This is a genomic window from Azotobacter salinestris, from assembly GCF_009363155.1.
Lineage (GTDB): Bacteria > Pseudomonadota > Gammaproteobacteria > Pseudomonadales > Pseudomonadaceae > Azotobacter > Azotobacter salinestris.
Genome location: NZ_CP045302.1, coordinates 4784561 through 4806856 on the forward strand (window position 1 = coordinate 4784561; position 22296 = coordinate 4806856).

Below are 22296 nucleotides of genomic sequence, written 5' to 3' on the forward strand. Positions count from 1 at the left end.
TATGGGCGGCACGGCCAAGGTTGCGATGATCCCCCTCCAGAAGCTGTTTTCAAAGTTTTACGCCGAGAGGGGAGGCACTGGCGCCCAGGGGCGGGGTGCCAGCGCCGTTCCATTCGGGTCAACTGTGCTCGTGACGCTTTGAAAACAGCTTCGACCGGACAGTGGTGCCAAAAAGGCGTTGGCAGTGTACTGGAAAGCGGTGGTCGAGTTAAAGCCGCCGAGGGGTTCATGCGGGTGACCGGGGCTAGACAAAGGGCTAAGATACCGTCCCGTTTTCGCGTCTCTCCGGTCTCTGTCCTTCGCCCATGTCCCATCAGCGCATCAAGACGCCCTGTGTCGGTCTCTGCTCCACGGTCTATGGCGATCTGGTCTGCCGGGGCTGCAAGCGTTTCCATCACGAGGTGGTGAACTGGAACCAGTACACCGAAGAGGAGAAGCGTGCCGTCTGGCAGCGGCTGGAGTCCCTTCTGGTGCAGGTGGTGCAGGCCAAGCTGGAGGTGTTCGATGCGCAGTGTCTGCGTCGGCAGCTCGAGCAGCGACAGATCCGCTTCGTGACCGAGCAATCGGTGTATTGCTGGGCGTACCAGTTGATCGCCCGCGGCGCCCGCTCGATCAACCAGCTCGAGGCCTACGGCATCGTCCTGCTGCCGGAGTTCCGCGATTGGGAGTTGCCGGCCCTTCGCGATGCCATTGATCGCGAATTCTTCCTGCTTTCCGAAGCTCACTACGAGCGCTACATCGCTCCGCGCTTCCTGCGCGAGGGCATGCAGGTGCGCGTCTGAGGGCGGGGCTGCCGACTCCTCCGCCATGGGCGGGCGCCGTATAATGCCCGGCTTTCCAAGTCCAGTCAGATTGCCATGTCCCTGCTTCCCGAAATCGAAAGCTTCCTGCTCTGTCCGACTCCCCAGGCCTGGATCGAGCAGGCATTGCAGCACCCCGAGATCCTGCTGATCGATCACGCCAACTGCGAAAAGAAGGCGGCCGGCACGGCGCTGACCCTGCTGTTTCGCCATGTCGACAAGGAAGACCTGCAATACAAGCTTTCGCGCCTGGCTCGCGAGGAGCTGCGCCATTTCGAGCAGGTGGCCGACTTGATGAAGAAGCGCGGCGTCGTCTACCGGCCGCTTACCGCCTCGCTCTACGCCCAGCGCCTGCATGCGCATATCCGCAAGAACGAGCCGGGCCGACTGGTCGATACCCTGATCGTCGGCGCCTACATCGAGGCGCGTTCCTGCGAACGCTTCCATCGTCTGGCGCCGTTTCTCGACGAGGAACTGGGGCGCTTCTACGTCTCGCTGCTCGCTTCGGAGGCGCGGCACTATCAGGACTACCTGGGCATGGCTCGTCAGTATGCCGGCGAGCCGATCGACGAGCGCGTGGCCTTCTTCGCCGAGATCGAGCGTCAGGCGATTCTTGCCCCGGATACGGAATTCCGCTTCCACAGCGGTGTGGCGGTCTGACGGCCGTTTCTCTCGGAGTTGGCCAGAACGCTGCCGGTCAACCCTCCGTCGATCGCTCGGGCGTGCTTGGCTTGCCCTGGCGATGGCGGAGCGGCCTTCTGATGCTGCGGTCAGGCGATGGGGAGTGGGGCCAAGTGGTAGCCGCTGGCGTCGACTTGCAGCACCCAGCCTTGGTGATTCCAGTCGCCCAGGACGATACGTCGGGCCTTCCGACCGTCGATCTGCAGCTCGTGTACGGCAGGGCGGTGGGTGTGGCCGTGGATCAGGGTCAACACGCCATGGGCAGCCATGATCCGCGGCACCTCCTCGGGTGTGACGTCAACGATTTCGGTGGCTTTCTGGCGGACCTGCGTGCGGCTGGCCTCTCTCCACTTGCGTGCCAGTTGCTGGCGCTTGGAGAGGGGGAGGTGGCGCAGGAGCCATAGTGACACCGGATTGCGCAGGCGCCGGCGAAAGCGCATGTAGGCGATATCGCGGGTACACAGGGTATCGCCATGCATCAGCAGTACGGGGGCGCCGTTCAGCTCGATGCAGGTGGGGTCGCGCAGCAGGGTGCAGCCGGCCAGGCGGCAGAATGCGCGGCCGATGAGGAAGTCACGGTTGCCATGCATCAGGAAGACCCGTGTGCCCTGGTCCGCCACTTCGCGAAGCGCCTCGGCAATGGCGTGCTGGAAGGGCGTCATGGCGTCGTCGCCGATCCAGGCTTCGAAGAAGTCTCCGAGGATGTACAGCGCTTCGGCCTGGCTGGCGCGCTCCTTCAGGAAGCGCAGGAACGCCCGCGCGATGTCCGGGCGTTCCTCATCAAGGTGCAGATCCGAGATCAGCAGCGTAGTCATCGGGATTATTCGACGATCTCGGCCTTCTCGATGATCACGTCGTCAACCGGGACGTCCTGATGGCCGGCGCGGGAAGTGGTGGGGAGGCCCTTGATCTTGTCGACCACCTCCATGCCCTCGACCACTTCACCGAACACGGCATAACCCCAGCCCTGGGTAGTCGGCGCGGTATGGTCGAGGAAGCTGTTGTCCTTGACGTTGATGAAGAACTGGGCGCTGGCCGAATGCGGATCCATGGTGCGGGCCATGGCGATGGTGCCGGTCTTGTTGGACAGGCCGTTGTTGGCCTCGTTCTTGATCGGAGCGCGGGTCGGCTTCTGCTTCATGCCTGGTTCGAAACCGCCGCCCTGGATCATGAAATTGCCGATCACGCGGTGGAAGATGGTGCCGTCGTAATGGCCCTCCTTCACGTACTGCTCGAAGTTGGCAGCGGTTTCCGGTGCCTTGTCGGCGAACAGCTTCAGGGTGATGGTGCCGTGGTTGGTGTGCAGCTTGATCATGGCTGAGTTCCGCTGGGTGGGTGAGGAATGCCCGGACCGCGCCGGCCGATGGTCGTTGATGCCGGGTCTCTGTCAGGGGCATGACGGGTCCGCTATGATAAGCCCTTTGCATTGGCCGGCCTACCCTGGCTGGCGCCGACATGTTTCAAGGATCCCATGAGCAAGCCCGAGACTCCCGCCGCTGCCGCGAACTTCCTCCGCCCGATCGTCCAGGCCGACCTGGAGTCGGGCAAGCACGCCAAGATCATCACTCGCTTCCCGCCGGAGCCCAACGGCTACCTGCACATCGGCCACGCCAAGTCGATCTGCCTGAACTTCGGCCTGGCGCAGGAGTTCGGTGGCGAGTGCAACCTGCGCTTCGACGACACCAATCCGGCCAAGGAGGATCAGGAGTACATCGATGCGATCAAGAGCGACGTCCAGTGGCTGGGCTTTTCGTGGGCCGGTGAGGAACGCTACGCCTCCGACTACTTCGATCAGCTCTATGGCTGGGCCGTGCATCTGATCAAGGCCGGCAAGGCTTACGTCTGCGACCTGTCGCCGGACGAGGCGCGCGAGTATCGCGGCAGCCTGACCGAGCCGGGCAGGAACAGCCCTTACCGCGAGCGCTCGGTGGAGGAGAACCTCGATCTGTTCGCACGGATGAAGGCCGGCGAATTCCCCGACGGCGCCAAGGCGCTGCGTGCGAAAATCGATATGGCCTCGCCGAACATGAATCTGCGCGACCCGATCCTCTACCGCATCCGCCATGCCCATCATCATCAGACCGGCGACAAGTGGTGCATCTACCCGAGCTACGACTTCACCCACGGCCAGTCGGATGCCATCGAGGGCATTACCCACTCGATCTGTACTCTTGAGTTCGAAGATCATCGGCCGCTCTACGACTGGTTCCTGGAGAACCTGCCGGTGCCGTGCAAGCCGCGCCAGTACGAGTTCGCCCGCCTCAACCTGAACTACACCATCACCAGCAAGCGCAAGCTCAAGCAACTGGTCGATGAGGGGCATGTGTCCGGCTGGGACGATCCTCGCATGTCGACCCTGTCCGGCTACCGCCGGCGTGGTTACACTCCGGCCTCGATCCGCCACTTCTGCGACCTGATCGGCGTCAACCGCGCCGGTGGCGTGGTGGATATCGGCATGCTCGAATTCGCCATCCGTGAAGACCTCGACGCGAACGCGCCGCGCGCCATGTGCGTGCTCAAGCCGCTGAAGGTGGTCATCACCAACTACCCGGAAGACCGGGTCGAGAACCTCGAGCTGCCGTGCCACCCGAAGCAGGACATGGGCGTGCGTGTGCTGCCGTTCGCCCGCGAAATCTACATCGATGCCGGTGACTACGACGAAAACCCGCCGAAGGGCTACAAGCGCCTAGAGCCGAACGGCGAGGTACGCCTGCGCGGCAGCTACGTGATCCGCGCCGACGAGGCCATCAAGGATGCCGAGGGCAACGTCGTCGAACTGCGCTGCTCCTACGACCCGGGCACCCTTGGCAAGAACCCCGAGGGCCGCAAGGTCAAGGGCGTGATCCACTGGGTCCCGGCCGACGGCAGCGTCGAATGCGAAGTGCGCCTCTATGACCGCCTGTTCCGTTCCGCCAACCCGGAGAGGACCGAAGAAGGTGGCAGCTTCCTCGACAACATCAATCCGGATTCGCTGGTGGTGCTCAAGGGATGTCGTGCGGAGCCGTCGCTGGGCCAGGCCAGGCCGGAAGAGCGTTTCCAGTTCGAGCGCGAAGGCTACTTCACTGTCGACCTGAAGGACTCGAGGCCGGGTGCTCCTGTATTCAACCGCACCGTCACCCTGCGCGATTCCTGGGGGCAGTAAATGACGCTTTCCATCTACAGCACCCTGTCCAAGAGCAAGGACGCATTCAAGCCGCTGGAAGGCAACAAGGTCCGCATGTACGTATGCGGCATGACCGTCTACGACTTCTGCCACATCGGCCACGCGCGGGTGATGGTGGCGTTCGACGTGGTGAGCCGCTGGCTGCGCCATCGCGGCTATGAGCTGACCTATGTGCGCAACATCACCGACATCGACGACAAGATCATCAAGCGCGCCAACGAGAATGGCGAGTCGTTCCAGGATCTGGTCGGGCGCATGATCGCCGCCATGCATGAGGACGAGGCGCGCCTCAACGTGCTGCGTCCGGACATCGAGCCGCGTGCCACCGATCATATCGCCGGTATGCACGCGATGATCCAGACCCTGATCGCCAAGGGTTTTGCCTATGCGCCAGGCAACGGCGACGTCTACTACCGGGTCGGCAGGTTCGAGGGCTACGGCAAGCTGTCGCGCCGCAAGATCGAAGATCTGAAGATCGGTGCGCGCATCGAGGTGGGCGAAGCCAAGGAGGATCCGCTCGACTTCGTGCTATGGAAGGGCGCCAAGCTGGGCGAGCCGAGTTGGGAGTCGCCTTGGGGGCCCGGTCGTCCGGGTTGGCACATCGAGTGCTCGGTGATGTCCACCTGCTGCCTGGGCGAAACCTTCGACATTCATGGCGGTGGTCCGGATCTGGTGTTCCCCCATCACGAGAACGAGATCGCCCAGAGCGAGGCGGCCACCGGCAAGCTGTACGCCAACACCTGGATGCATGCCGGTGCGGTGCGTGTCGACGGTGAGAAGATGTCCAAATCGTTGGGCAACTTTTTCACCATCCGCGAAGTGTTGGAGAAGTACCACCCCGAGGTGGTTCGCTATCTGCTGGTGTCCAGCCACTACCGTAGCCCGATCAATTACTCCGAGGACAGCCTGCGCGAGGCCAAAGCCGCTCTGGGGCGCTTCTACAACGCCCTCAAAGGGTTGCCGGACGCGCAGCCTGCCGGCGGCGAGGAATTCGTTGCACGCTTCGCGGCAGCCATGGATGACGACTTCAATACTCCGGAAGCCTGCGCCGTGCTGTTCGAGCTGGCCCGTGAGGTCAACCGCCTGCGCGAGTCGGATCTCGCCGCTGCCGCCGGCCTGGCCGCGCGCCTGCGCGAGCTGGCTGGACTGCTCGGCGTGCTGAGGTTCGAGCCGGAAGCTTTCCTGCAGGCCGGCGCCGAGGGCAGGGTGGATGCCGCCAAGGTGGAGGCATTGATCGCTGCTCGTCTTGCAGCGCGCGCCGAGAAGAACTGGGCCGAGTCCGATCGCATCCGCGACCAGCTTGCTGCCATGGGCGTGGTGCTGGAGGATGGCAAGGGTGCTACCACCTGGCGCCTGGCCGAGTGAGAAGGTATTTCCGCTAAGGTGGGGCGTCTGGATGCGCCCTCGGGTGGAAATATGGCACCCCAGGCCGGGGGTGCCATTTTCATGGAGAGCCTCTGGTTACCGGTGCAATTGCTCGGCTGCGTACAGGGTGTTTTCCAGCAGGCAGGCGCGGGTCATCGGGCCGACGCCGCCTGGGACAGGGGTGATCCACCCTGCACGTGCGGCTGCGGTGGAAAACTCCACGTCGCCGACCAGTCTGCCGTCCTCAAGGCGGTTGATGCCGACATCTATGACAATTGCTCCAGGTTTGATCCACTCGCCTTTGACCAAGCCAGGCTTTCCGGCTGCAACCACCACCAGGTCGGAGCGACTAACGTGCTCGGCCAGATTACGGGTGAAGCGGTGGGTGACGGTCGCTGTGCAGCCAGCCAATAGCAATTCCAGTGCCATCGGGCGGCCAACGATATTGGAGGCGCCGACAACCGTAGCGTCCAGGCCGTACAGGTCTATGCCGGTACTCTGCAGGAGTGTCATGATGCCTTTGGGAGTGCAGGGGCGCAGCAACGGCATGCGTTGAGCGAGGCGGCCGATATTGTAGGGATGGAAGCCGTCCACGTCCTTGTCCGGGCGAATGCGCTCTAGTAGCAAGGATGCCTCAAGGTGCTGCGGCAGCGGCAACTGCACCAAGATGCCGTCGATCGCCGGATCTTCGTTCAGGCGGTCGATCAAGGACAGAAGCTCATCCTGACTGGTGCTGGCGGGGAGGTCGTAGGCTTGGGAGTGAAAGCCTACCTCTTCGCAGTCCTTGCGCTTGTGGGATACATAGACTTGGGAGGCTGGGTCAGTTCCCACCAGAATGACTGCCAGGCCGGGGGCGCGCAGGCTCTGCTGACGTCGCTCGGCGACACGTTGGGCGATCTGCTGACGAAGACTGGCGGCGATCGCTTTGCCGTCGATTAATTTTGCAGTCATGACGCTTGCTTGACCATAAGGTTGATAAGACGAAGCAAGCATTCTCTCATGGCAAGGCTGGCGGGCCAATGCAGATGACTGGCTACTGCTGTCGCTCCTTACATCTTGCTGATTTATTTAAAAAATATTGTTGACAGGAGTTTGTGTGCTCTATAAGATTTGCCCCGCTTGTCGAGCACAGCCTGTTGCTGGATGGGAAGGCAGGGTCGAGCTGCTAGGCGTTAGACTTTGCGAAAGGCTTCGAATTTGCGCTCTGCTCAGAATGCGGATGAAAAGCGCCCGTAGCTCAGCTGGATAGAGCATCCGCCTTCTAAGCGGATGGTCGCAGGTTCGAGTCCTGCCGGGCGCGCCATGAGGTGGTTCGGCGGCAAGCAGCAGCAAGATATGGTGGGCGTAGCTCAGTTGGTAGAGCACAGGATTGTGGCTCCTGGTGTCGTGGGTTCGATTCCCATCGTCCACCCCATATTCCAAAGCGCCAGGCGTCAGGCCTGGCGTTTTCGTTTCTCAAGGGTTTCTGGCCACGCGGATGTGGTGGAATTGGTAGACACACTGGATTTAGGTTCCAGCGCCGCAAGGCGTAAGAGTTCGAGTCTCTTCATCCGCACCACTTGATAAATCAAGGACTTACGAGCTTTAAAGGCCTGCCTCCTTGATGCACTGGAACTTCAGCGTAGCGAGAACGTGACATGCCGTTCTCACGGTCCAGAACCGCTACCGCGTCCCGAACACGAGCCGGGGCGAGGTGGGCATACCGCTCCGTCATCGTCACCGTGCTGTGGCCTAGCAAATCCCGTACCTCCGAAAGCGGAACGCCTGCACTAATAAGGTGCGCTGCACAGGTGTGCCTCAGGTCGTGAATCACGAAGTCGGTGATGCCGGCTTTTTGACACGCCTTCTCGAAACCGGCCCGCACGCTTACCGCTCGCTCTCCAGTCGGCCGGCAAAATACCCATGGGCTCGCCGGGCAGTGCTTTGCCCGGAATGCCATCCGTCCCTTGAGCGCCGATAGGGCGCCCTCGTTGATCGGTATCGATCGACGCTTGCCGGCCTTCGTGTGCTGCCCTTCCAGGTGGATCAGCCGGTTGTGCAGATCCACACGCCGCCATTCGAGCCCGAGCATCTCTTCCTTCCGGCAGCCAGTGTTGACCGCCAGGCGTATGAAGTCCTCCAGGTTGTCGCCGTACTTCAGCATCCGTGCCTCCCTGCACAGCGCCTCTACCTCGGCCGGCGTGATCCAGCGCACTCGACCCTCTGGCTCCCTGGCCTTCCTTCCTTTCACCGGGTTCGGCAATCCCCACTCGTACTCCACGTTGCACCAGTTGATGGCTGCGGATAGCGCCGACAACTCACGATTGATGGTGGCTGCCGAGGCCCCGGCCTCCATGCGTTTGCTGGTATATTCGCGGATCTGCTGGCCGGCCAGATCGTTCATGATCTTTCCGGCAAAAGCCTCCCGCAGATGCTTTACCCGATGAGTCGTCGTCTCGTAGCTGCGCTGATGCTGGCGAGCGTGCTGCAGGTACGGGATGATCACCTCCTCGAAGCTCCGGGGCGGATTCACGCCCCATTCCTTTTCCTTCCATGCGTCTGCTCGGGCCTGCTGCTCTAGCGCCTTTGCCGCCGCGTAGTCCTCTGTCCCAGAAGATCGTCTAACGTACTTTCCAGTTGGTAGCTTGTAGCTGACCCACCAGAAAGGTGAGTCGCCTCGTTTGTACGGCATGTGGTGTTCTCCTTCACGCCGCCCGCGGCGCGAATACTAGCAGCGGCTTCATCTTCGAGCATTGCCTCCAGCTTCTCGCGATGGACGCGCAGGCTCCGGCCGCGCATCCTGACTACCGGTATGCGGCCGTCGGCGGCCATGTTGTAGACGGTGCGGCTGCAGACGCTCAGAAGCTCTGCCGCCTGGTCGACAGTGATCAAACTCATGGGCAAAAGTCTCCTGCCCCAGGCGCGGCTTGGCCGGGGAGTGTGGGTGGAGTGGGATTACTTGCTGCACTGGAACTGCGTGCAGCGGACGATGACTGTCTGGCCGGCTCGCTTGAGTTCCGGCATCGATGCGAAGGGCAGGGCGCTGCAGTTGCTCAGGGCGTGGCGGCAGGCTGCGCACATGCTGCCTTTGGGCTGGTGGGTCACCGGCCGGCAGCGGATGCAGTCCTTCGAGCCGAAGCGGTGCAGGCGTCCGTCGCTTCGGCTGCGGCAGTAGATGGGGGATAGAGGCATAGGAACTCCTTGCCCGCCCGGGCCCCGGGCGGTCTGTTGATGGTGAGATGGGTCAGGCCAGCAGACGCTGCTGAACCTGCAGCTCCTCGGCGAAGAGTGCGGAGATCAGGGCACGCATCGGCGGCGGGCTGACGCTGTTGCCGACGAAGCGCACCTGCACCTTCTTCGAGAAGATTCGCCCGTCGTGCCCGCGGTCGAAGACGTAACCCTTCGGGAAGCCTTGGGCGGCGTAGAGCTCGGCCGGGGTGAGCATCCGCATGCCGATGTCGACGATGACGTAGGGTGTGCCGCGCACTGCGACGGTGACCAGGGCCAGCCGGTCCTTGGTCGTGATGGTGTGCAGCGGGTCGCGCAGGTCTTGCCCGTCGCCCTGGCCGTAGTACTTGGTCAGAAAGGCCGCGACCCGCAGCGCGCCGGCCTTGACATCGGGCGATAGGGTGCAGGCCACCAGGGCGTGGTGCTCCGCCCCGGCAGTGATCACCGGTACCGGATCCGTCAGCTCGCGGCCCACGCAGTTCTTGCGCAGGGTCATCAGGCTGGCGGTCACCAGCTGCTGCTGGCTGCCGGTGTTGGTGATGGTGGTCATGGGCTTGGTCAGCGGGTGGCCGGGCGTTTCGTTGAAGCCGCCGTTCTGCTGGGCCAAGTAGGCGACCGCCAGGGCGAAGTGCCCGCCTTTCACCTCGCTGCAGATGGTGCGCAGCGGCTCGCTGGCCGGCATGTTGCGCTGGCTGCTGCCGTTGGCGTGCTCGGTGATCAGCGGCGCGACCTCGCACCTCACCGCGGCGAAGCGGGCGGCGCCGGCCAGGACGGTCGGAAGCGGCTTGCGCGGGGCGATGCCGGTCACGTTCTGCGCCATCGCCGCCAGGCTGCCGACGGCGCCGTCCGGGGCGATGAATGGGTCGGGGTTGTCGATGACGAATGTCTGGATGCCCTTGGCCAGGCGCACCAGGGTCTTCTCGGCCAGCGGCCGGCGAACCCCGAGAGCCTTGCCTTCCTCGGCATCGAGAAAGATCGACGGGCACGGGATCGACCAGTCGATGTGCTCGGCAGCGGTGCTCAGCTTGCGCTGGCCGCGCTTCGGCTTGGCGGCATGGCTGGGTTCGGGCCAGCGGATCGGCATGTCGTCGCGGCGCGCCGCCAGGTAGAGCCGCTTGCGCAGGGTGGCAGCGCCATGCAGGCAGGCTGCGTAGGCGCGCCACTGCACTGCGTAGCCCAGGCTGCGCAGCGCGCCGACGAAGTGCTGCCAGTTGCGGCCGCGGCGCTTGCTGCAGGGGACCAGGTACTGCTCGGCAACCGGCACGCGTTCGCCCGGGGCGGCCACGCTGCCGTCAACCTTCACGACGCGACCGGTGCTGGCGCAGCGCTTGGCCACCAGCGGGCCCCACTGCAGCATCTGCTCGACGTTCTCCAGGGTGATCACCCGTGGCGCTCGGCCGTGCCGGGCCAGCGTGCCGGCCCACTTGATGACTACCCACGCCAGCGCGCGGATCTTGCGGCTACGCGGCTGGCCGGCGCGGGCCTGGCTGTGATGCGTGCAGTCCGGCGAGGCGTGCAGCAGGCCGACGGGGCGGTCGGCAGTGGCCTCCAGCGGGCATACCTCGTAGACGTCGCTGAGGTAGTGCTTGGCATGCGGGTGGTTCAGGGTGTGCATGCTCACGGCATCGGGATCGTGGTTGATGGCCACATCCACCGGGCGGCCGAGAGCCTGCTCGATGCCGGTGCTCGCACCTCCGCCGCCGGCGAACAGGTCGACGACGATCTCGCCGGTGAAGTTGAGGCCGAACTGGGTATGGAAGGCCGTCATGCAACGTCCTTCCATATGGTGGCCGGCGCCTTCTTCTTCGTGCGGCCTGCTGCCGGCGCGTCAGCCTTCACCTTTGCTCGAATCTTGAGATCACGGCAGCGACCGGCTTTGCGCAGCAGTTCGATGTACTGCTGAGCGAATTGTGGGGCGTCGAACAGGGGGCTCAGTTGGACGACACGAGCGCCGCCCATGGTCTTCTCGGCTCGTCGCTCGACGGCTTCGAGCCATTGCGACTCGGTCAGCTGAACCTTCAAGACGACAGTCGGCGTATTCTTTCGGGCTTCCTCGCGAGCGTAATGCGCGGTCATGCCGAAGACGGCAAAGGTGCTCATGGTTCTTTCTCCAGACAAACGGTGCCGCCCGAACTCAAACGGCTGAAATCAAAAGGAAATCCTGTGGTCTAACAAACCCGGCCCAAATTTTCAGGGGGAGAATCTTGTGAGCCGAGTGGTGAGAAACATCCGCAAAACTTTGGATTCAGTAGCCGCCAACAATGAGGCGGCTGCGATTGAGGTCATGCGAGCGATTGAACAGCTCGATAACGGATTACTTCGCCAGCGGCTGCTGAGGGTGGTTCATGATCTGAACCAGGATGCCGACGAGCTGCATGCTCTCCGGCATGCAGTGCCGGATCAGAAAATACGGCGAGCGTAGCGGTGTACTCGCCATATCATCGTGACAGGTAGGCGTGACAGCTACGGCAGGCGGATCAGCTCGGCCAGGGCCTCGTCGCTGAGGCGGTCGGCGCCATGGATGAGCCGGGTGATCAGATCCTGCGGTTCCTCGATGTCGGTGCGCTCCATCGAGCGGATCAGCTTGGCGTCGGTAGCCTTGAACAGGTCGAGCTTGATGCGGCGGGAGAGGAGGCGGGCGAGGCGTTCTTCCTCCTTGAGCTTCTTGCGCTCGCGCTCTTCGCGCTTGCGTTCGGCGGCGTTCTTGGCAGTCATGGAAAGCACCTCTCCAGCAATATCGCCCCACGCAGCTTGCCGTCCCGCGTGACGACGATCTGGCCGCTGGCTACCTGAACTACGATGTGGGGCTCTCCGCGGGATGTGGCGAGCTGCTGGGCGTGTTTGATGAGCTGGATGGCGTTGTTCATGCCGCATGCCTTGCTTCCAGGCTTGCAATTGCTTTGATGTGCCGCCAGTAATCGGCGCGGCACATGGCTGTGGTTGCCCCAGTTGTGACGATGCGGATGGAGCCGCCTGCTTTGCACCAGGCCAGCGCTGTGCGCGGGCAGCGGGTGGTCATGCCGCGGTGCTCAGTCGCGATTTCCATGCTGCTCTCCTGCCTGCATTTGCTCTGTGCCAGGTATGCGCTCGAAGATCCTCCAGGCTTCGCCTGGATCGACGCGGGAGGGGCCGACGTGGCGCAGTTTGGTGCCGTCGGGCAGTTCCAAGACGATGATGGGCTCTACCAGCGCCTGGTCGCTGGTGTTGACGGCGGTCGCCACCGCCCAAGAGTCGTGGGCGGTGTCCATGATCTGCACGTTCCGCAGGGTTACGTTCGGTGCCGGCAGCTCGGCGCCCTGGGCCTCGTGGGTGGCCAGGGCTCCGGCGGCCAGGACAAGCAGAGTCGCGGTCGCGGCGACGCCTGCCGATTGCACTATGTCGATCAGCTTCATGTGAGGGTTCTCGTGGTTGCTGGGGTGGGTCGCGCGCGCATGAGGAAGCCGCCTCGGGCGAGATGGCTTTCTGATGAGCACGGGGATTGGGGGAGGGGCGGCCGGTTACGCCGGCCAGGCGGTCACTCTGTTGACGCCTGCGTGACTACAGACGGGGACGGTGTCACGAACTTCCGTGTCTTGCAGATTACTCAAACCGGCTACGCGCTTTGCAGGAGGACGAGGTACCCTGGCGTGGCCATTAGGAATGGCCAGCTGACGCTACCAGCATGCCGATCTGCCGGCGGCTCCTTGCAAATGCCTACTGTGCAAGTGCTCCCCTAAGCTGACAGGGAGTAATAAGTAAGGTAGCTATCGGGTAGCTCTTTACAAACCCAGCGGTGGGAAGGTCCTTCCCTGCGCAAGCTCCCAAGACACATGCAGTACATCTGCTATCAAACCAGCTTGAGAGGTTGGAGGTGTGGCCGGTTACGCCGGCCAGGCGGGCACTCTGTCGCCGCTGGCGTGCCTGCCAACTGGGTGAGGGCGTGGAGCCCCCGGCTTGCAGATTACTTGAACCGACTGCGCGCCTTGCGGAGCCCTGTAGTCCGGCGTGGCCACCATTGAGCAATGGCCGGCTAACGCTGACGGCATACCGATCTGCCGACGGTTTTCCTAGCGTAGACCGAGGATGTAGCGCACAGCCAAACGAGTCAGCTGAATGAATAGTCCTTGGTAAGCGGCTGGGGATTACACCTTGCTGGCAGGCATCCAGTTGTGCGGCAGCAGCTCGGTGAGCCCACTGGCCTTCTGCGTTGGCAGCCGGGTCAGCACATCTTTCAGATAGGCATACGGATCATGGCCGTTCAACCGCGCTGACTGGATCAGTGTCATCAGCGCAGCCGCACGTTTGCCGCTGCGCAGCGAGCCGGCGAACAGCCAGTTCGCACGGCCGATGGCCCACGGGCGGATCTGGTTTTCACACCCGTTGTTGTCGATGGCGAGCATGCCGTCATCGAGATAGCGCACCAGGGCCGCCCAGCGCTTGAGGCTGTAGTCGAGTGCCTTGGCGATGGCCGTGCCTTCATGCACCAACCGGCGCTGGGCGAGCATCCAGCCGTGCAGGGCATCGGCGATGGGCTTGGCTTTTTCCTGGCGTATTCGCTGTCGCTCATCGGGCAGCAAGTCGTGTACCTCGCGCTCGACGTCATACAGCTGACCGATGTAGCGCAGAGCCTGTTCGGCCAGTTGACTCTGGTTGGCGATATGCAGGTCGTAGAGCTTGCGCCGGGCATGGGCCATGCAGCCGATCTCGGTCACGCCCTGCTCGAAGCAGGCCTTGTAGCCGGCGAAGTCGTCGCAGACCAGTTGGCCGCGCCAGTCGCCGAGGAAGGTGCGGGCATGCTCGCCGGCACGGCTGGGGCTGAAGTCGTAGACCGCCGCACGCAGCTCGGCGAACGGGCTGGGAACGTAGGCCCAGACATAGGCGCGCCGGGTCTTCTTCATGCCCGGCGCGAGCATTTGTACCGGGGTCTCGTCGGCATGGATGACGTTCTGCTCCAGGACTATGTCCCGCAGTGCATCGACCAGTGGTTGCAGTTGCACGCCGCAGCGGCCGACCCACTGCGCCAGGGTCGAGCGCGGGAGGGCGAAACCGGCCCGGCCGAAGATCTTTTCCTGCCGGTACAGGGGCAGATGGTCGGCGAACTTGGCCACCATGACCTGGGCCAGCAGCCCGGCAGTCGGGATGCCCTTGTCGATCACCTGGGCCGGAACCGGCGCCTGGATCAGCGTTTCGCATCGTTCGCAGACCCATTTGCCGCGGATATGCCGCTCCACCGTGAAGACGCCCGGGGTGTAGTCGAGCTTTTCGCTGACATCTTCACCGATGCGTTTGAGCTGGCAGCCGCAGGCGCACTGCGTGTTGTCCGGCTCGTGATGGATCAGCGTGCGGGGGAACTGCGGCGGCAAGGCTGTGCGCCTGGGCTGCTGGCGTGGCTCGGCAGCGGCGGGAGCTGGAGCCAGCTCCTCGAGCTCGGCTTCGATGGCCGCGATATCGGTATCGAGCAGATCGTCCAGCAGGCTGAGCTGGGCAGCACCGAGCTGCTCGCTGCGCCGGGCAAACCGATGCCGCTTGAGGACGGCAATTTCGTGAGCCAGCTGCTCGCCGCGGGTTTTGTAGTAATGGACTTGCTGCGTCAACTGCGCCGCCAGTTCGCGCAGTTGCTCGGGAGTCAGATGGTCGAAGCAAGCAGAAGTCATGGCGCCGAGTGTGCCTGCCTTGATCGCTCCCGGCGATAGGCCGTTCGGTCAATTGCGCGGCATGGGGCACCTGACGGTCAACTATAAAAGGCGGATTTCGGCCCCCGATCCGACCCGCTGCCAGGGCAGCCCGACCACCAGGGCCTGAAGCTGCTCGGCGCTCAGTTCAAACTGGGCACCCTGCCAGCTGCCCGGCCAGACGAAGCGGCCCCGGTTCAGCCGGCGCGAGGCCAGCCAGACACCGAAACCATCGTGAACCAGCACTTTCATGCGGTTGGCCCGCTTGTTGGCGAACAGGTAGGCGTTGTGCGGCTTCGCCGCACCGAAGACCGCCACCACCCTGGCCAGCGCCGTTTCCGTTCCGGCCCGCATATCCAGCGGCGCGGTGGCGAGCCAGATGGCATCGATGCGGATCATTGCAGGAGCTCGCGGACGAACCGGGCACAGCCTTCGGCATCGCCCGCCGGCCAGTGCACGGTCAAGCTTGTACGGCGATGGGGAATCTCGATGCGGATCTCCGCCTGGTCGAAAGTCGCCGACTGAACCAGCGGCTCCAGCGTCACCGGAAGAAAGGCGGGCAGTGTCCCGGTCGACGGGGAGCATGCGGCCAATCTTCTCCAGCGATGAACCACATTGGTATTGATGCCGTGGCTCAGGGCCACGCTGGCAACCGAGTTGCCGGGCAGGCTGCACTCCTGCACGACCTGCGCCTTGAAGGCCTTGGAATAAGAACGTCGCTGCATGATTCCCCGCTTGAAAGCCTTGAAATGGTGTCCACGATAAATAGGTGGACACCATCTCTTAGCCTGGCGGGTTCAAGCCAGATGACTTGGCCGGACGGTTACAGTCCTTGCTGAACCCTGCGGTGAGGTCCTTCCCACAAGAGCGGGAGGTGTGGCCGGTTACGCCGGCCAGGCGGGCACTCTGTCGCCCTTGGCGTGCCTGCCAAGAGGAATGGAAGGTGCTGTCCTCCTTGGCTTGCAGATTACTCGAACCGACAGCGCGCCTTGCCGGGGGGGGAACTTCAAAACCCGGCGTGGCCATCTTTGGGGATGGCCAGCTAACGCTGACGGCATGCCGATCCGCCGACGGTGTTCGTAAGGTAGGCCACGAGCCGTACACCCAGCCAAGCGGCTGGCTCTTTGTAAGACAGAAGGTATGTGAAGGGGATGGGAAAAGGCCGGTTACGCCAGCCAGTCGGTCACTCTTTCGACGTCTGCGTGACTACAGACCGCGTGGCGCTATCGCTGCCCTGTCTTGCGGATTACTCGAACAGGCTGCGCGCTTTGCCGGGAGCCGTGAGGCCCGGCGTGGCCATCGTAGGAGATGGCCGGCTGACGCCGCTTGCATACCGATCTGCCGACGGTCTCTGCATCATATGCTAATGATAATTATTATCAAGTGTTTAGAAATGGAAAAGGATAGCCGGTTACGCCGGCCAGGCGGTCGCTCTGTCGCTGGGTGCGCGACTACACCCCGAAGCGGGAACCGCACGCTCATGCGGCGCCTTGGCTTGCCGTTTACTCGAACGGTTGCGCGCTTTGGTCCGGGTGGTGAGAGCACCTGACCTGCGGCTTGTAGGAGCCGCGCTAACGCCGCCGCATGCCGAACGGCCACGGTGTTGCAGTGTCTGTGCCCGGTGCTTGGCACCCGCCCGGGCGGAGGGTTAAACGCAGGCGCTGATTAGCGTCTGCCCTAGGCAAGCTCTAGGTGGATGGGGTGCCTGGCGGTGGGTTAGGCGGCGGCGCACTTGTCAGCTACGTAGCCATTCCGCCAGCCGGCCAGGTAGGCGAGCTTCAGGTCGTTCAGGATTTGGAGGCAGTACCGGCCGCGCTCCTGCTGGAAGTTGCGGTAGCCCAGGGCGCGCATCTCGCGCTCGAATGCGGTGGCTGCTGCGTCGCCTGAGACCTTGGTAGTTGAGGGCTTGGTGGTTGCGATAGAGATTGACATGGGGGTTTCCTTCTTCAGTAGTTTCCCAAAGCGCCCGATCGCTCAGGCGCTTCAGTGAAAACTTCTGGTCTTGCTGGCCGGCGTTACTCGCCACAATCCGGCTGGGCGGTGACTTATCGCTGCGCCTGCTGTACCGGTGAATCGCCTTCGTCTCAGGCACCCGGCAGGGAGCATTTGCAGCGCAACCCTCGACCCGTTCTGCGTGGCCAGCCCTGTGTTCCTGGCTAGCTGACGCTCGACATGGTTCTGAGCAGGTGGGTTCCAGAGCCCACATGGGCTGCTCGTCGTGCGCCTCTCGGCGCTGAGCAGCGGTAAATCTTGAAACCCGATTTGTGAAAGAGCGTTCCCGGCTACCCGGAGGCATCGCTGCCTGTCTCGGCGCTGTGCACCAAGGGCCTTTTGAGGGTCTCTGCTTGGCAGCGCGTCGATGGAGTAAATATAAGCATGCTTATCTTGGCGGTCAATAAGTTTGCTTATATTTTTTCGGCCAACAAAATCGCCCATCGGAACGGTTGTGACCGAGTTGGCAGCAAGGGCTTGGCTCTCTGTGTGCAAATGCTTACTGTATGTGCATACAGTAAATGAGTGGCATATGGCCAGGCAGAAAGCCCAGAAGCAGCAGCCCCAGGAACTCACTCCGCTGGAGAGGCTTGGGCTACGGGTTTCGTCGATGATCAACGCGCTGCGGGCGCAGCTGGATCGCCGGGTGACTATTCACCGGCTGGACACCGATCCGGACGACGCATGGGAGGGGGTGCTGGAGCTGCTGGCCGAGACGGATGGCCTGGAGATGGCTGTCAACGACGATGGCGGCGTGACGCTACGGTGGGAGCGCCAAGCGGACAATGCCGCCCCGGCAGATGATCGGGAGTTCGAGATGGTGGAAAGGGACAAATCCCCATTCTGATGGCCCGGCCGACATGTGAAGTGGATAGCATCTTGAGTGCGCCACAGTGGTGCGCTGGCCGCTAATAGCTACCCTGCTGGAATCTCAACGCCAAGGAGGGCGACCCAATGACGATCAACTCGGTTCTCTTTCTCGCACTGGCAGGCTGTGGCCTGTTCGCCATAGGTCTGTACATCGAGGAGTGGACACGCCCCAAAGACGAGCGCGACCCGGACTTGGATGACGTGGTGGACAGATGAGGATCTGTTCGCCGGTTGGGACTGGCTCACGCCGGTCGCCCGGAGGCAGCGCCTGGCTCTGTACCAGCGGCGCGTGCGGGCCAGGATCGCCGAGCAGGAGAGGGAGTGGTTACGGGTGCGGCTGAGGGAGTGCGCGAAGGGGTGAAATGAAAAGCCGGAGCCAAGCAAGCCGCCATGCCTTGCTCAAAAATGAGTAAAGGACCAAAATAAAGCCCTTAATAGGAGGCTTTATTATGCAGAGCATCTTGGCTGACGTCGCCGTTAGCGTTTCCGAGCTGAAGAAGAACCCTTCCGCCGTGCTGAGCAGCGCTGGCGGCGCTCCGGTAGCTGTGCTGAACCACAACCGTGTCATGGGCTACATGGTGCCGGCTGACGTGTTCGAGGCCATGATGGAGCGCCTGGACGATCTGGAGCTGATCCGGGTAGCTCGGGAGCGGATCGAGGCAAACGAGCCGACCGTCCGCGTGGCGCTGGAAGACCTGATCGCCGAGGCTGAGCGCGATACTGAGCATGACCGTTGAGTATGCGGTCGAGTGGGCTCCCCAGGCGCTGAAGGAGTTGCGCAAGCTCGGCGGGGCGATCCGTCTGCAGCTGCTGCGAAAGCTCGACGAGCGCCGCCGTAACCCTCGCGTGCCGGGCGACGCACTGCACGGCCTCAAGGACTGCTACAAGATCAAGCTGAAGTCCGCCGGCTACCGGCTGGTCTATCGGGTCGAGGACGAGCGGGTGGTGGTAGTCGTGGTGGCCGTTGGCAAACGGGAGCGTAGCGCCGTGTATGAGCAGGCGATGAAGCGGTAGGGCAGAGACGAAAAGCCTCGCGCACCGGGCCGAACTGCTGGAGGAGTGGAACCTATGGCATCCATGAAACGCCCCCGCCTGCGGGCCGTGCAGGCGCGCCCCGGCCACCGGCTGGAGCTGACCTTTATCGACGGCCGCCGCTTCGTCCTGGACATGCGCGAGGACGTGGCCCAATACCCCGGCCTGAAGCCGCTGCAGAATGCCATGGCCTTCGTCGGCGCCGCTCTGGGCGACGACGGCTGGACGGTGGAGTGGCCGGCGCTGGACATCCAGATCGGCGCCGACACCCTCTATCTCGACGCCCTGGCTCAAGCCGCGCCGGACGAGATCATCGGATGGCGATCACGCACTGGCTTCGGCCTGGAGCAGGCTGCCAGCGCTCTTGGCGTGTCTGCGCGCACCATCAGCCGCTACAGCAGCGGCCGTGAGGCGGTGCCGCGCCAACTGGCTCTAGCCTGCAAGGGCTGGGAGGCGGTACAGGCCGAGCAGCAGAAGAAGCGTGCTTGAGCCCGTGCAGGTTGAGAAGGGCTGAGATGAAAAGCCCCGCGCGGGGCGGGCTTGAGGGGATGAGTGGCGGTACTACTCGGCTGTCACGGTCCAGGTAAGCCGGATGCCGCCGCTCTCGATGTGCGAGATTTTGACGTTCTCGGACTCGGCAACCTCATCGAGGAAGCGTGACCAATCGGCTTCCGACTCGTCCGGCAGGCGGTGGACTGTAACGTCCCTGGCCTGCTGCGCCTTTGGTGAGTTGATGAGCTTCTGGATGCGGGCGCCCATCAGCTCATAGCTGGAGGGCTGACGGACGGCGGTTTTCTTGGCTGGCTTGGCCATTTGGCTCACTCCTTACTGTATTTATATACAGCATACAACAAGGCGATCTGATAGGCGCTTGGTTGCTCGCATGCCGTTCATCAGGAGCCCATGAAATTCCTGACTAAGGCGCTACGTTTTTATACGAGACACACCAATTCAGGGAAGAACCATGACATCTACCATGCTTCTTTTTGCGCTGGCCGGCTTTCTTTTGTCCGTTTTTTGTGTAGCCCTGGCCATGTGGGAACGCCAGCATGCAGCCGCCGGGGCAGACCAATCTGCTGATCTTTTCCATGACTGGAATCAGTTTACGCCTGAAGAGCGCAGGAGAATTCTGGCGGGTCATCAGGCGCGTGCTATGGCCATGATTGCCGAGCGAGAGAAGGAGTGGCTGCAGGAGCGGCTGAGGGAGTACGTGAAAGGATAGAAACGCAGAGCCTCGCCCTGGGCCGTCTGCCGTTGGTCGGTAGTATGCTCGGCATCAAGCTAAATCTGATCGTCCTGCTACATTACAGTGGTTGCAAAACAACCATGCTATGGAGGGCAGCCTATGTGGACGATCAGCATCATTTTTTCCCTTGCGTTATTGATCTGCAGCCTGTTTGCCGTAGGGCTGTATCTGAATATGCGATCAGATGATCCGCATGAGTTTGACGACGCGGGTTTGAAAAATATGCGGGGTGATCAGGGGCTGCTCTGTAACTGGAAAGGGCTCACGCCCTTTGAGCAGAAGATGCGGCTCGCGCTGTATCAGCAGTCGGTGCTCGCCCGGGTCGTCAAGGAGTAGGAGAGGGTCTGGCTGCAGGCGTGGCTGAGGGAGGTCGTGAGGGGGTGAGACGAAAAGCCCCGCGCGAGGCGGGGCTTCGAACGCAATGCTGGATAGCTAGACTACGTGCAGCGAAGGCGGTGATGTTTCTCGCTCCAGCGTAGCCCTGCCTCCCAAAACTCCTCGCAGGAGCGAGTCTACCTCATCAAGAGGCAAGCTAAGCTGTGCCGCGATGCTTTCCTTCGTGAAGCGCTCTTTCCACAGTTCTTCTAATACTTTTCTCCATAGGATAGAGCTTTCACGAGGCATCGATTCAGGCTCATTTGTTCTAAACCCGGATGTAGCTATCTGCTTACATAACTCCCTGTAGTGCCAATCTGTAATCAGGTCGGCATCCTTAGATGCGCGAGCAAGTGCAGCCACGGATACTCCCCAGCGATGCTTGCTGGCAACAAGTTGAGCAAGAGAGCTGATCGAAGGGAGATTTGCAATCAAGTCCTCTCGCGGAACAAGGAAATGTGAGGCGAATTGATCTGCCTCTCTTTCTACCTCGCGACCGTCATGGTATCCGTGGGCATGCAAAAGCAAGTGCCCGAGCTCATGCGCTGCGTCGAATCGACTACGCTCAGCCGACTTAAGCGTATTAAGAAAAATGTAAGGAACTTCATCTCGCCAAAAAGAAAAGGCATCTACATTTTTTCCTTCTGCCAAAGTGAAGATTCGAACACCTTTAGCTTCCAGCAACTTTATAAGATTAGGTATTGGCCTAAATCCTATGCCCCAATGCCTACGAATTGCGGCAGCGGCTGAGACTGGATCTTCAACTCGAAGATCAGGAAGATCTGGCTCCGGCAAGTTGAATTTACTAGATACCCAATCGTTAAAAATATAGCCAAGTACACCGCTTGCAAGCGCAGCGTTAGTCTGCCTGGCTGTCATAGCTTTTAGGCTCCTGAAGCTTACTTGATCTTCCTTTAGCTCATCGATGTCATCCAGATAAAAAAAACTAACAGGATACCCAAGCGCTTTCGCTAGCGATGAAACAGTTTCATCGCTAGGGTCAAGCGTCACACCTTTATCTATTCTACTTAATGTGACATGCGAAATCCCGGCAATCTCGGCTAGTTGCTTTTTTGTAAGTTTTCGGCGTTTTCTAGCAAAAGCCAGGCGCGTGATATTAAGAATGGCCATGTTGCTTCTTGGTGATCACAATTTCATGATCATCCTCTTCTTCCGGCTCTACCTTGGCGGCAACTACTGGTGCCTCAAGATTCTCATCAGCTACAAAGATACGCTCAAAAAATCCTTTGAATTGAGAACCATCAAATGGCTTTGGGCGAGAAACTTCGACTTGAAGCTTGTCTTTGTCGGCAGCTACACAAACAAACCAAACTAAAGGGAATGCGCCCGAGCGCGGAGCCTGGAGTTGATTATTGTCCTGCTTGAAAAGGTCAGCCTCATAAGGCCTGGCGACCAGTTGCCTGGTTCCTTCCCCGCGATCCGATATTGAGATAGGTGAAGACTCTTCGCACGCACGGTCAACATTCTGGAATCCAAGCATCAGCCCTAAATCATGGTTAACAACCACTTCAATATTGTTGAACCTTCCGGACTTCCAGCCCGCCGGCAGCATCTCTAGGCGAAGCTGCCGAATGCCAGCCTGGTGCGCTTTGGTTCCAGGTGCATTGACAGGATCAATGCCGGGCAGATACTCCGCCCTAGCGTAGGAGGCCGCCTTCGCAATCTGAATGACCTTCTCTGCACTCAAGCCTATTTGGCTAAGGGCAGGGCGAACATCCCCGGCGTGCTTGATCACTGACGTTTCTTGGATCGGCATCTGAGAACCTGCATGTTAACTTTTCGTACCTACATTGTAGGTAGAAAAAATTAACATGCAACATCCGGTCAGCAGGTTTCGAGCGCGCTAGCATTCCACGCTAGCAGGACGCGGGCGCAGATGGCAGTTATCTCGTA

At 61.7% G+C, this 22296-nt stretch carries 31 protein-coding genes and 3 tRNA genes; 15 read left to right on the forward strand and 19 right to left on the reverse strand.

The window, feature by feature from the left end; translation table 11 throughout:
• Window positions 1–305 precede the first annotated feature (305 nt).
• Window positions 306–782 (forward strand): DUF1289 domain-containing protein, encoded by a 477-nt coding sequence (locus GCU53_RS22635; protein WP_152389590.1) that lies wholly within the window; start codon window positions 306–308, stop codon window positions 780–782.
• Window positions 783–857: 75 nt separating this feature from the next.
• Window positions 858–1460 (forward strand): MiaE family protein, encoded by a 603-nt coding sequence (locus GCU53_RS22640; RefSeq protein WP_152389591.1) that lies wholly within the window; start codon window positions 858–860, stop codon window positions 1458–1460.
• 110 nt (window positions 1461–1570) lie between these two features.
• Here the strand turns inward: GCU53_RS22640 and lpxH are convergent, their stop codons facing one another.
• Together lpxH and GCU53_RS22650 are read right to left on the reverse strand one after the other, a co-directional pair.
• Window positions 1571–2296, reverse strand: a complete 726-nt coding sequence (gene lpxH / locus GCU53_RS22645) for a UDP-2,3-diacylglucosamine diphosphatase (RefSeq protein ID WP_152389592.1) — start codon at window positions 2294–2296, stop codon at window positions 1571–1573.
• A gap of 5 nt (window positions 2297–2301) precedes the next feature.
• Entirely contained in the window at window positions 2302–2796 is a 495-nt protein-coding gene (locus tag GCU53_RS22650) for a peptidylprolyl isomerase (RefSeq protein WP_152389593.1), read from the reverse strand.
• 156 nt (window positions 2797–2952) lie between these two features.
• Between GCU53_RS22650 and GCU53_RS22655 the strand changes: the two genes are divergently transcribed.
• Together GCU53_RS22655 and cysS are read left to right on the forward strand one after the other, a co-directional pair.
• Entirely contained in the window at window positions 2953–4623 is a 1671-nt protein-coding gene (locus GCU53_RS22655) for a glutamine--tRNA ligase/YqeY domain fusion protein (protein ID WP_152389594.1), read from the forward strand.
• Window positions 4624–6009 (forward strand): cysteine--tRNA ligase, encoded by a 1386-nt coding sequence (gene cysS, locus GCU53_RS22660; protein WP_152389595.1) that lies wholly within the window; start codon window positions 4624–4626, stop codon window positions 6007–6009.
• Window positions 6010–6105: 96 nt separating this feature from the next.
• On the opposite strand, the gene folD is transcribed toward cysS, so the two are convergent.
• A complete protein-coding gene (gene folD / locus GCU53_RS22665; RefSeq protein ID WP_152389596.1) occupies window positions 6106–6960 on the reverse strand; it encodes a bifunctional methylenetetrahydrofolate dehydrogenase/methenyltetrahydrofolate cyclohydrolase FolD in 855 nt (284 codons plus the stop codon).
• A 275-nt stretch (window positions 6961–7235) separates the two neighbouring features.
• On the opposite strand from folD, the gene GCU53_RS22670 reads away from it, so the two are divergent.
• The 3 genes from GCU53_RS22670 (at window position 7236) to GCU53_RS22680 (ending at window position 7567) form a co-directional block, all read left to right on the forward strand.
• A tRNA-Arg gene (locus GCU53_RS22670) sits at window positions 7236–7312 on the forward strand.
• 35 nt (window positions 7313–7347) lie between these two features.
• Window positions 7348–7423: transfer RNA gene (locus tag GCU53_RS22675), tRNA-His, on the forward strand.
• 59 nt (window positions 7424–7482) lie between these two features.
• Window positions 7483–7567: transfer RNA gene (locus GCU53_RS22680), tRNA-Leu, on the forward strand.
• Window positions 7568–7576: 9 nt separating this feature from the next.
• On the opposite strand, the gene GCU53_RS22685 is transcribed toward GCU53_RS22680, so the two are convergent.
• From GCU53_RS22685 to GCU53_RS22705, 5 genes are read right to left on the reverse strand one after another with little or no spacing between them, the layout of a single operon-like run.
• Window positions 7577–8521, reverse strand: a complete 945-nt coding sequence (locus tag GCU53_RS22685; protein WP_244306926.1) for a tyrosine-type recombinase/integrase — start codon at window positions 8519–8521, stop codon at window positions 7577–7579.
• A gap of 44 nt (window positions 8522–8565) precedes the next feature.
• Entirely contained in the window at window positions 8566–8886 is a 321-nt protein-coding gene (locus tag GCU53_RS22690) for a helix-turn-helix domain-containing protein (protein ID WP_152389598.1), read from the reverse strand.
• 57 nt (window positions 8887–8943) lie between these two features.
• Window positions 8944–9180 carry a hypothetical protein gene (locus GCU53_RS22695; RefSeq protein ID WP_152389599.1) on the reverse strand — a complete coding sequence of 79 codons (237 nt, stop codon included), beginning with the start codon at window positions 9178–9180 and terminating at the stop codon, window positions 8944–8946.
• Window positions 9181–9232: 52 nt separating this feature from the next.
• Window positions 9233–10984, reverse strand: coding sequence for a DNA cytosine methyltransferase (locus GCU53_RS22700; protein ID WP_244306928.1), 1752 nt, complete (start codon window positions 10982–10984; stop codon window positions 9233–9235).
• The gene (locus GCU53_RS22705; RefSeq protein ID WP_152389601.1) at window positions 10981–11316 is read right to left on the reverse strand and encodes a hypothetical protein; all 336 of its coding nucleotides are present in this window, start codon (window positions 11314–11316) and stop codon (window positions 10981–10983) included. The genes GCU53_RS22700 and GCU53_RS22705 overlap by 4 nt, the downstream gene beginning before the upstream one ends.
• A gap of 106 nt (window positions 11317–11422) precedes the next feature.
• Here GCU53_RS22705 and GCU53_RS22710 point away from each other — a divergent pair, with 106 nt between their 5' ends.
• A complete protein-coding gene (locus tag GCU53_RS22710) occupies window positions 11423–11638 on the forward strand; it encodes a hypothetical protein (RefSeq protein WP_152389602.1) in 216 nt (71 codons plus the stop codon).
• A gap of 41 nt (window positions 11639–11679) precedes the next feature.
• On the opposite strand, the gene GCU53_RS22715 is transcribed toward GCU53_RS22710, so the two are convergent.
• From GCU53_RS22715 to GCU53_RS22745, 8 genes are all read right to left on the reverse strand, one after another.
• Entirely contained in the window at window positions 11680–11931 is a 252-nt protein-coding gene (locus tag GCU53_RS22715) for a hypothetical protein (protein ID WP_152389603.1), read from the reverse strand.
• A complete protein-coding gene (locus GCU53_RS25590; protein WP_167520101.1) occupies window positions 11928–12083 on the reverse strand; it encodes a hypothetical protein in 156 nt (51 codons plus the stop codon). The genes GCU53_RS22715 and GCU53_RS25590 overlap by 4 nt, the downstream gene beginning before the upstream one ends.
• Window positions 12080–12262, reverse strand: a complete 183-nt coding sequence (locus tag GCU53_RS22720) for a hypothetical protein (protein WP_152389604.1) — start codon at window positions 12260–12262, stop codon at window positions 12080–12082. Before GCU53_RS22720 ends, GCU53_RS25590 begins: the two co-directional genes overlap by 4 nt.
• Complete coding sequence (locus GCU53_RS22725; protein ID WP_152389605.1) at window positions 12246–12608, reverse strand: hypothetical protein; 363 nt, start codon at window positions 12606–12608, stop codon at window positions 12246–12248. Before GCU53_RS22725 ends, GCU53_RS22720 begins: the two co-directional genes overlap by 17 nt.
• A gap of 729 nt (window positions 12609–13337) precedes the next feature.
• Entirely contained in the window at window positions 13338–14849 is a 1512-nt protein-coding gene (gene tnpC / locus GCU53_RS22730) for an IS66 family transposase (protein WP_152389606.1), read from the reverse strand.
• An 81-nt stretch (window positions 14850–14930) separates the two neighbouring features.
• Window positions 14931–15266 carry an IS66 family insertion sequence element accessory protein TnpB gene (tnpB, locus tag GCU53_RS25595; protein WP_167520046.1) on the reverse strand — a complete coding sequence of 112 codons (336 nt, stop codon included), beginning with the start codon at window positions 15264–15266 and terminating at the stop codon, window positions 14931–14933.
• Window positions 15263–15592: an IS66-like element accessory protein TnpA gene (gene tnpA / locus GCU53_RS22740; RefSeq protein WP_152388408.1), complete on the reverse strand. Its 330-nt coding sequence runs from the start codon at window positions 15590–15592 to the stop codon at window positions 15263–15265. Before tnpA ends, tnpB begins: the two co-directional genes overlap by 4 nt.
• A 991-nt stretch (window positions 15593–16583) precedes the next feature.
• Window positions 16584–16799 (reverse strand): hypothetical protein, encoded by a 216-nt coding sequence (locus GCU53_RS22745; RefSeq protein ID WP_152389607.1) that lies wholly within the window; start codon window positions 16797–16799, stop codon window positions 16584–16586.
• Window positions 16800–17391: 592 nt separating this feature from the next.
• Here GCU53_RS22745 and GCU53_RS22750 point away from each other — a divergent pair.
• The 5 genes from GCU53_RS22750 (at window position 17392) to GCU53_RS22770 (ending at window position 19250) form a co-directional block, all read left to right on the forward strand.
• Window positions 17392–17706: a DUF1654 domain-containing protein gene (locus GCU53_RS22750; protein WP_152389608.1), complete on the forward strand. Its 315-nt coding sequence runs from the start codon at window positions 17392–17394 to the stop codon at window positions 17704–17706.
• A 107-nt stretch (window positions 17707–17813) separates the two neighbouring features.
• Window positions 17814–17945, forward strand: coding sequence for a hypothetical protein (locus GCU53_RS26630; RefSeq protein WP_280115845.1), 132 nt, complete (start codon window positions 17814–17816; stop codon window positions 17943–17945).
• 233 nt (window positions 17946–18178) lie between these two features.
• Window positions 18179–18466 (forward strand): type II toxin-antitoxin system Phd/YefM family antitoxin, encoded by a 288-nt coding sequence (locus tag GCU53_RS22760; RefSeq protein ID WP_152389609.1) that lies wholly within the window; start codon window positions 18179–18181, stop codon window positions 18464–18466.
• The gene (locus GCU53_RS22765; RefSeq protein WP_152389610.1) at window positions 18456–18743 is read left to right on the forward strand and encodes a type II toxin-antitoxin system RelE family toxin; all 288 of its coding nucleotides are present in this window, start codon (window positions 18456–18458) and stop codon (window positions 18741–18743) included. Before GCU53_RS22760 ends, GCU53_RS22765 begins: the two co-directional genes overlap by 11 nt.
• A 54-nt stretch (window positions 18744–18797) precedes the next feature.
• Entirely contained in the window at window positions 18798–19250 is a 453-nt protein-coding gene (locus tag GCU53_RS22770) for a DUF2442 domain-containing protein (RefSeq protein ID WP_152389611.1), read from the forward strand.
• A 72-nt stretch (window positions 19251–19322) separates the two neighbouring features.
• Here GCU53_RS22770 and GCU53_RS22775 read toward each other — a convergent pair whose 3' ends face one another.
• The gene (locus tag GCU53_RS22775) at window positions 19323–19574 is read right to left on the reverse strand and encodes a DUF1654 domain-containing protein (RefSeq protein WP_152389612.1); all 252 of its coding nucleotides are present in this window, start codon (window positions 19572–19574) and stop codon (window positions 19323–19325) included.
• A gap of 151 nt (window positions 19575–19725) precedes the next feature.
• Here GCU53_RS22775 and GCU53_RS22780 point away from each other — a divergent pair, with 151 nt between their 5' ends.
• Window positions 19726–19983, forward strand: a complete 258-nt coding sequence (locus GCU53_RS22780) for a hypothetical protein (protein WP_152389613.1) — start codon at window positions 19726–19728, stop codon at window positions 19981–19983.
• Between the two features lie 123 nt (window positions 19984–20106).
• Window positions 20107–20343 carry a hypothetical protein gene (locus tag GCU53_RS22785; RefSeq protein ID WP_152389614.1) on the forward strand — a complete coding sequence of 79 codons (237 nt, stop codon included), beginning with the start codon at window positions 20107–20109 and terminating at the stop codon, window positions 20341–20343.
• A gap of 96 nt (window positions 20344–20439) precedes the next feature.
• On the opposite strand, the gene GCU53_RS22790 is transcribed toward GCU53_RS22785, so the two are convergent.
• Both GCU53_RS22790 and GCU53_RS22795 read right to left on the reverse strand, forming a co-directional pair.
• Entirely contained in the window at window positions 20440–21513 is a 1074-nt protein-coding gene (locus GCU53_RS22790) for a helix-turn-helix domain-containing protein (RefSeq protein WP_152389615.1), read from the reverse strand.
• A complete protein-coding gene (locus GCU53_RS22795; protein WP_152389616.1) occupies window positions 21500–22138 on the reverse strand; it encodes a hypothetical protein in 639 nt (212 codons plus the stop codon). The genes GCU53_RS22790 and GCU53_RS22795 overlap by 14 nt, the downstream gene beginning before the upstream one ends.
• Window positions 22139–22296: the final 158 nt, after the last annotated feature.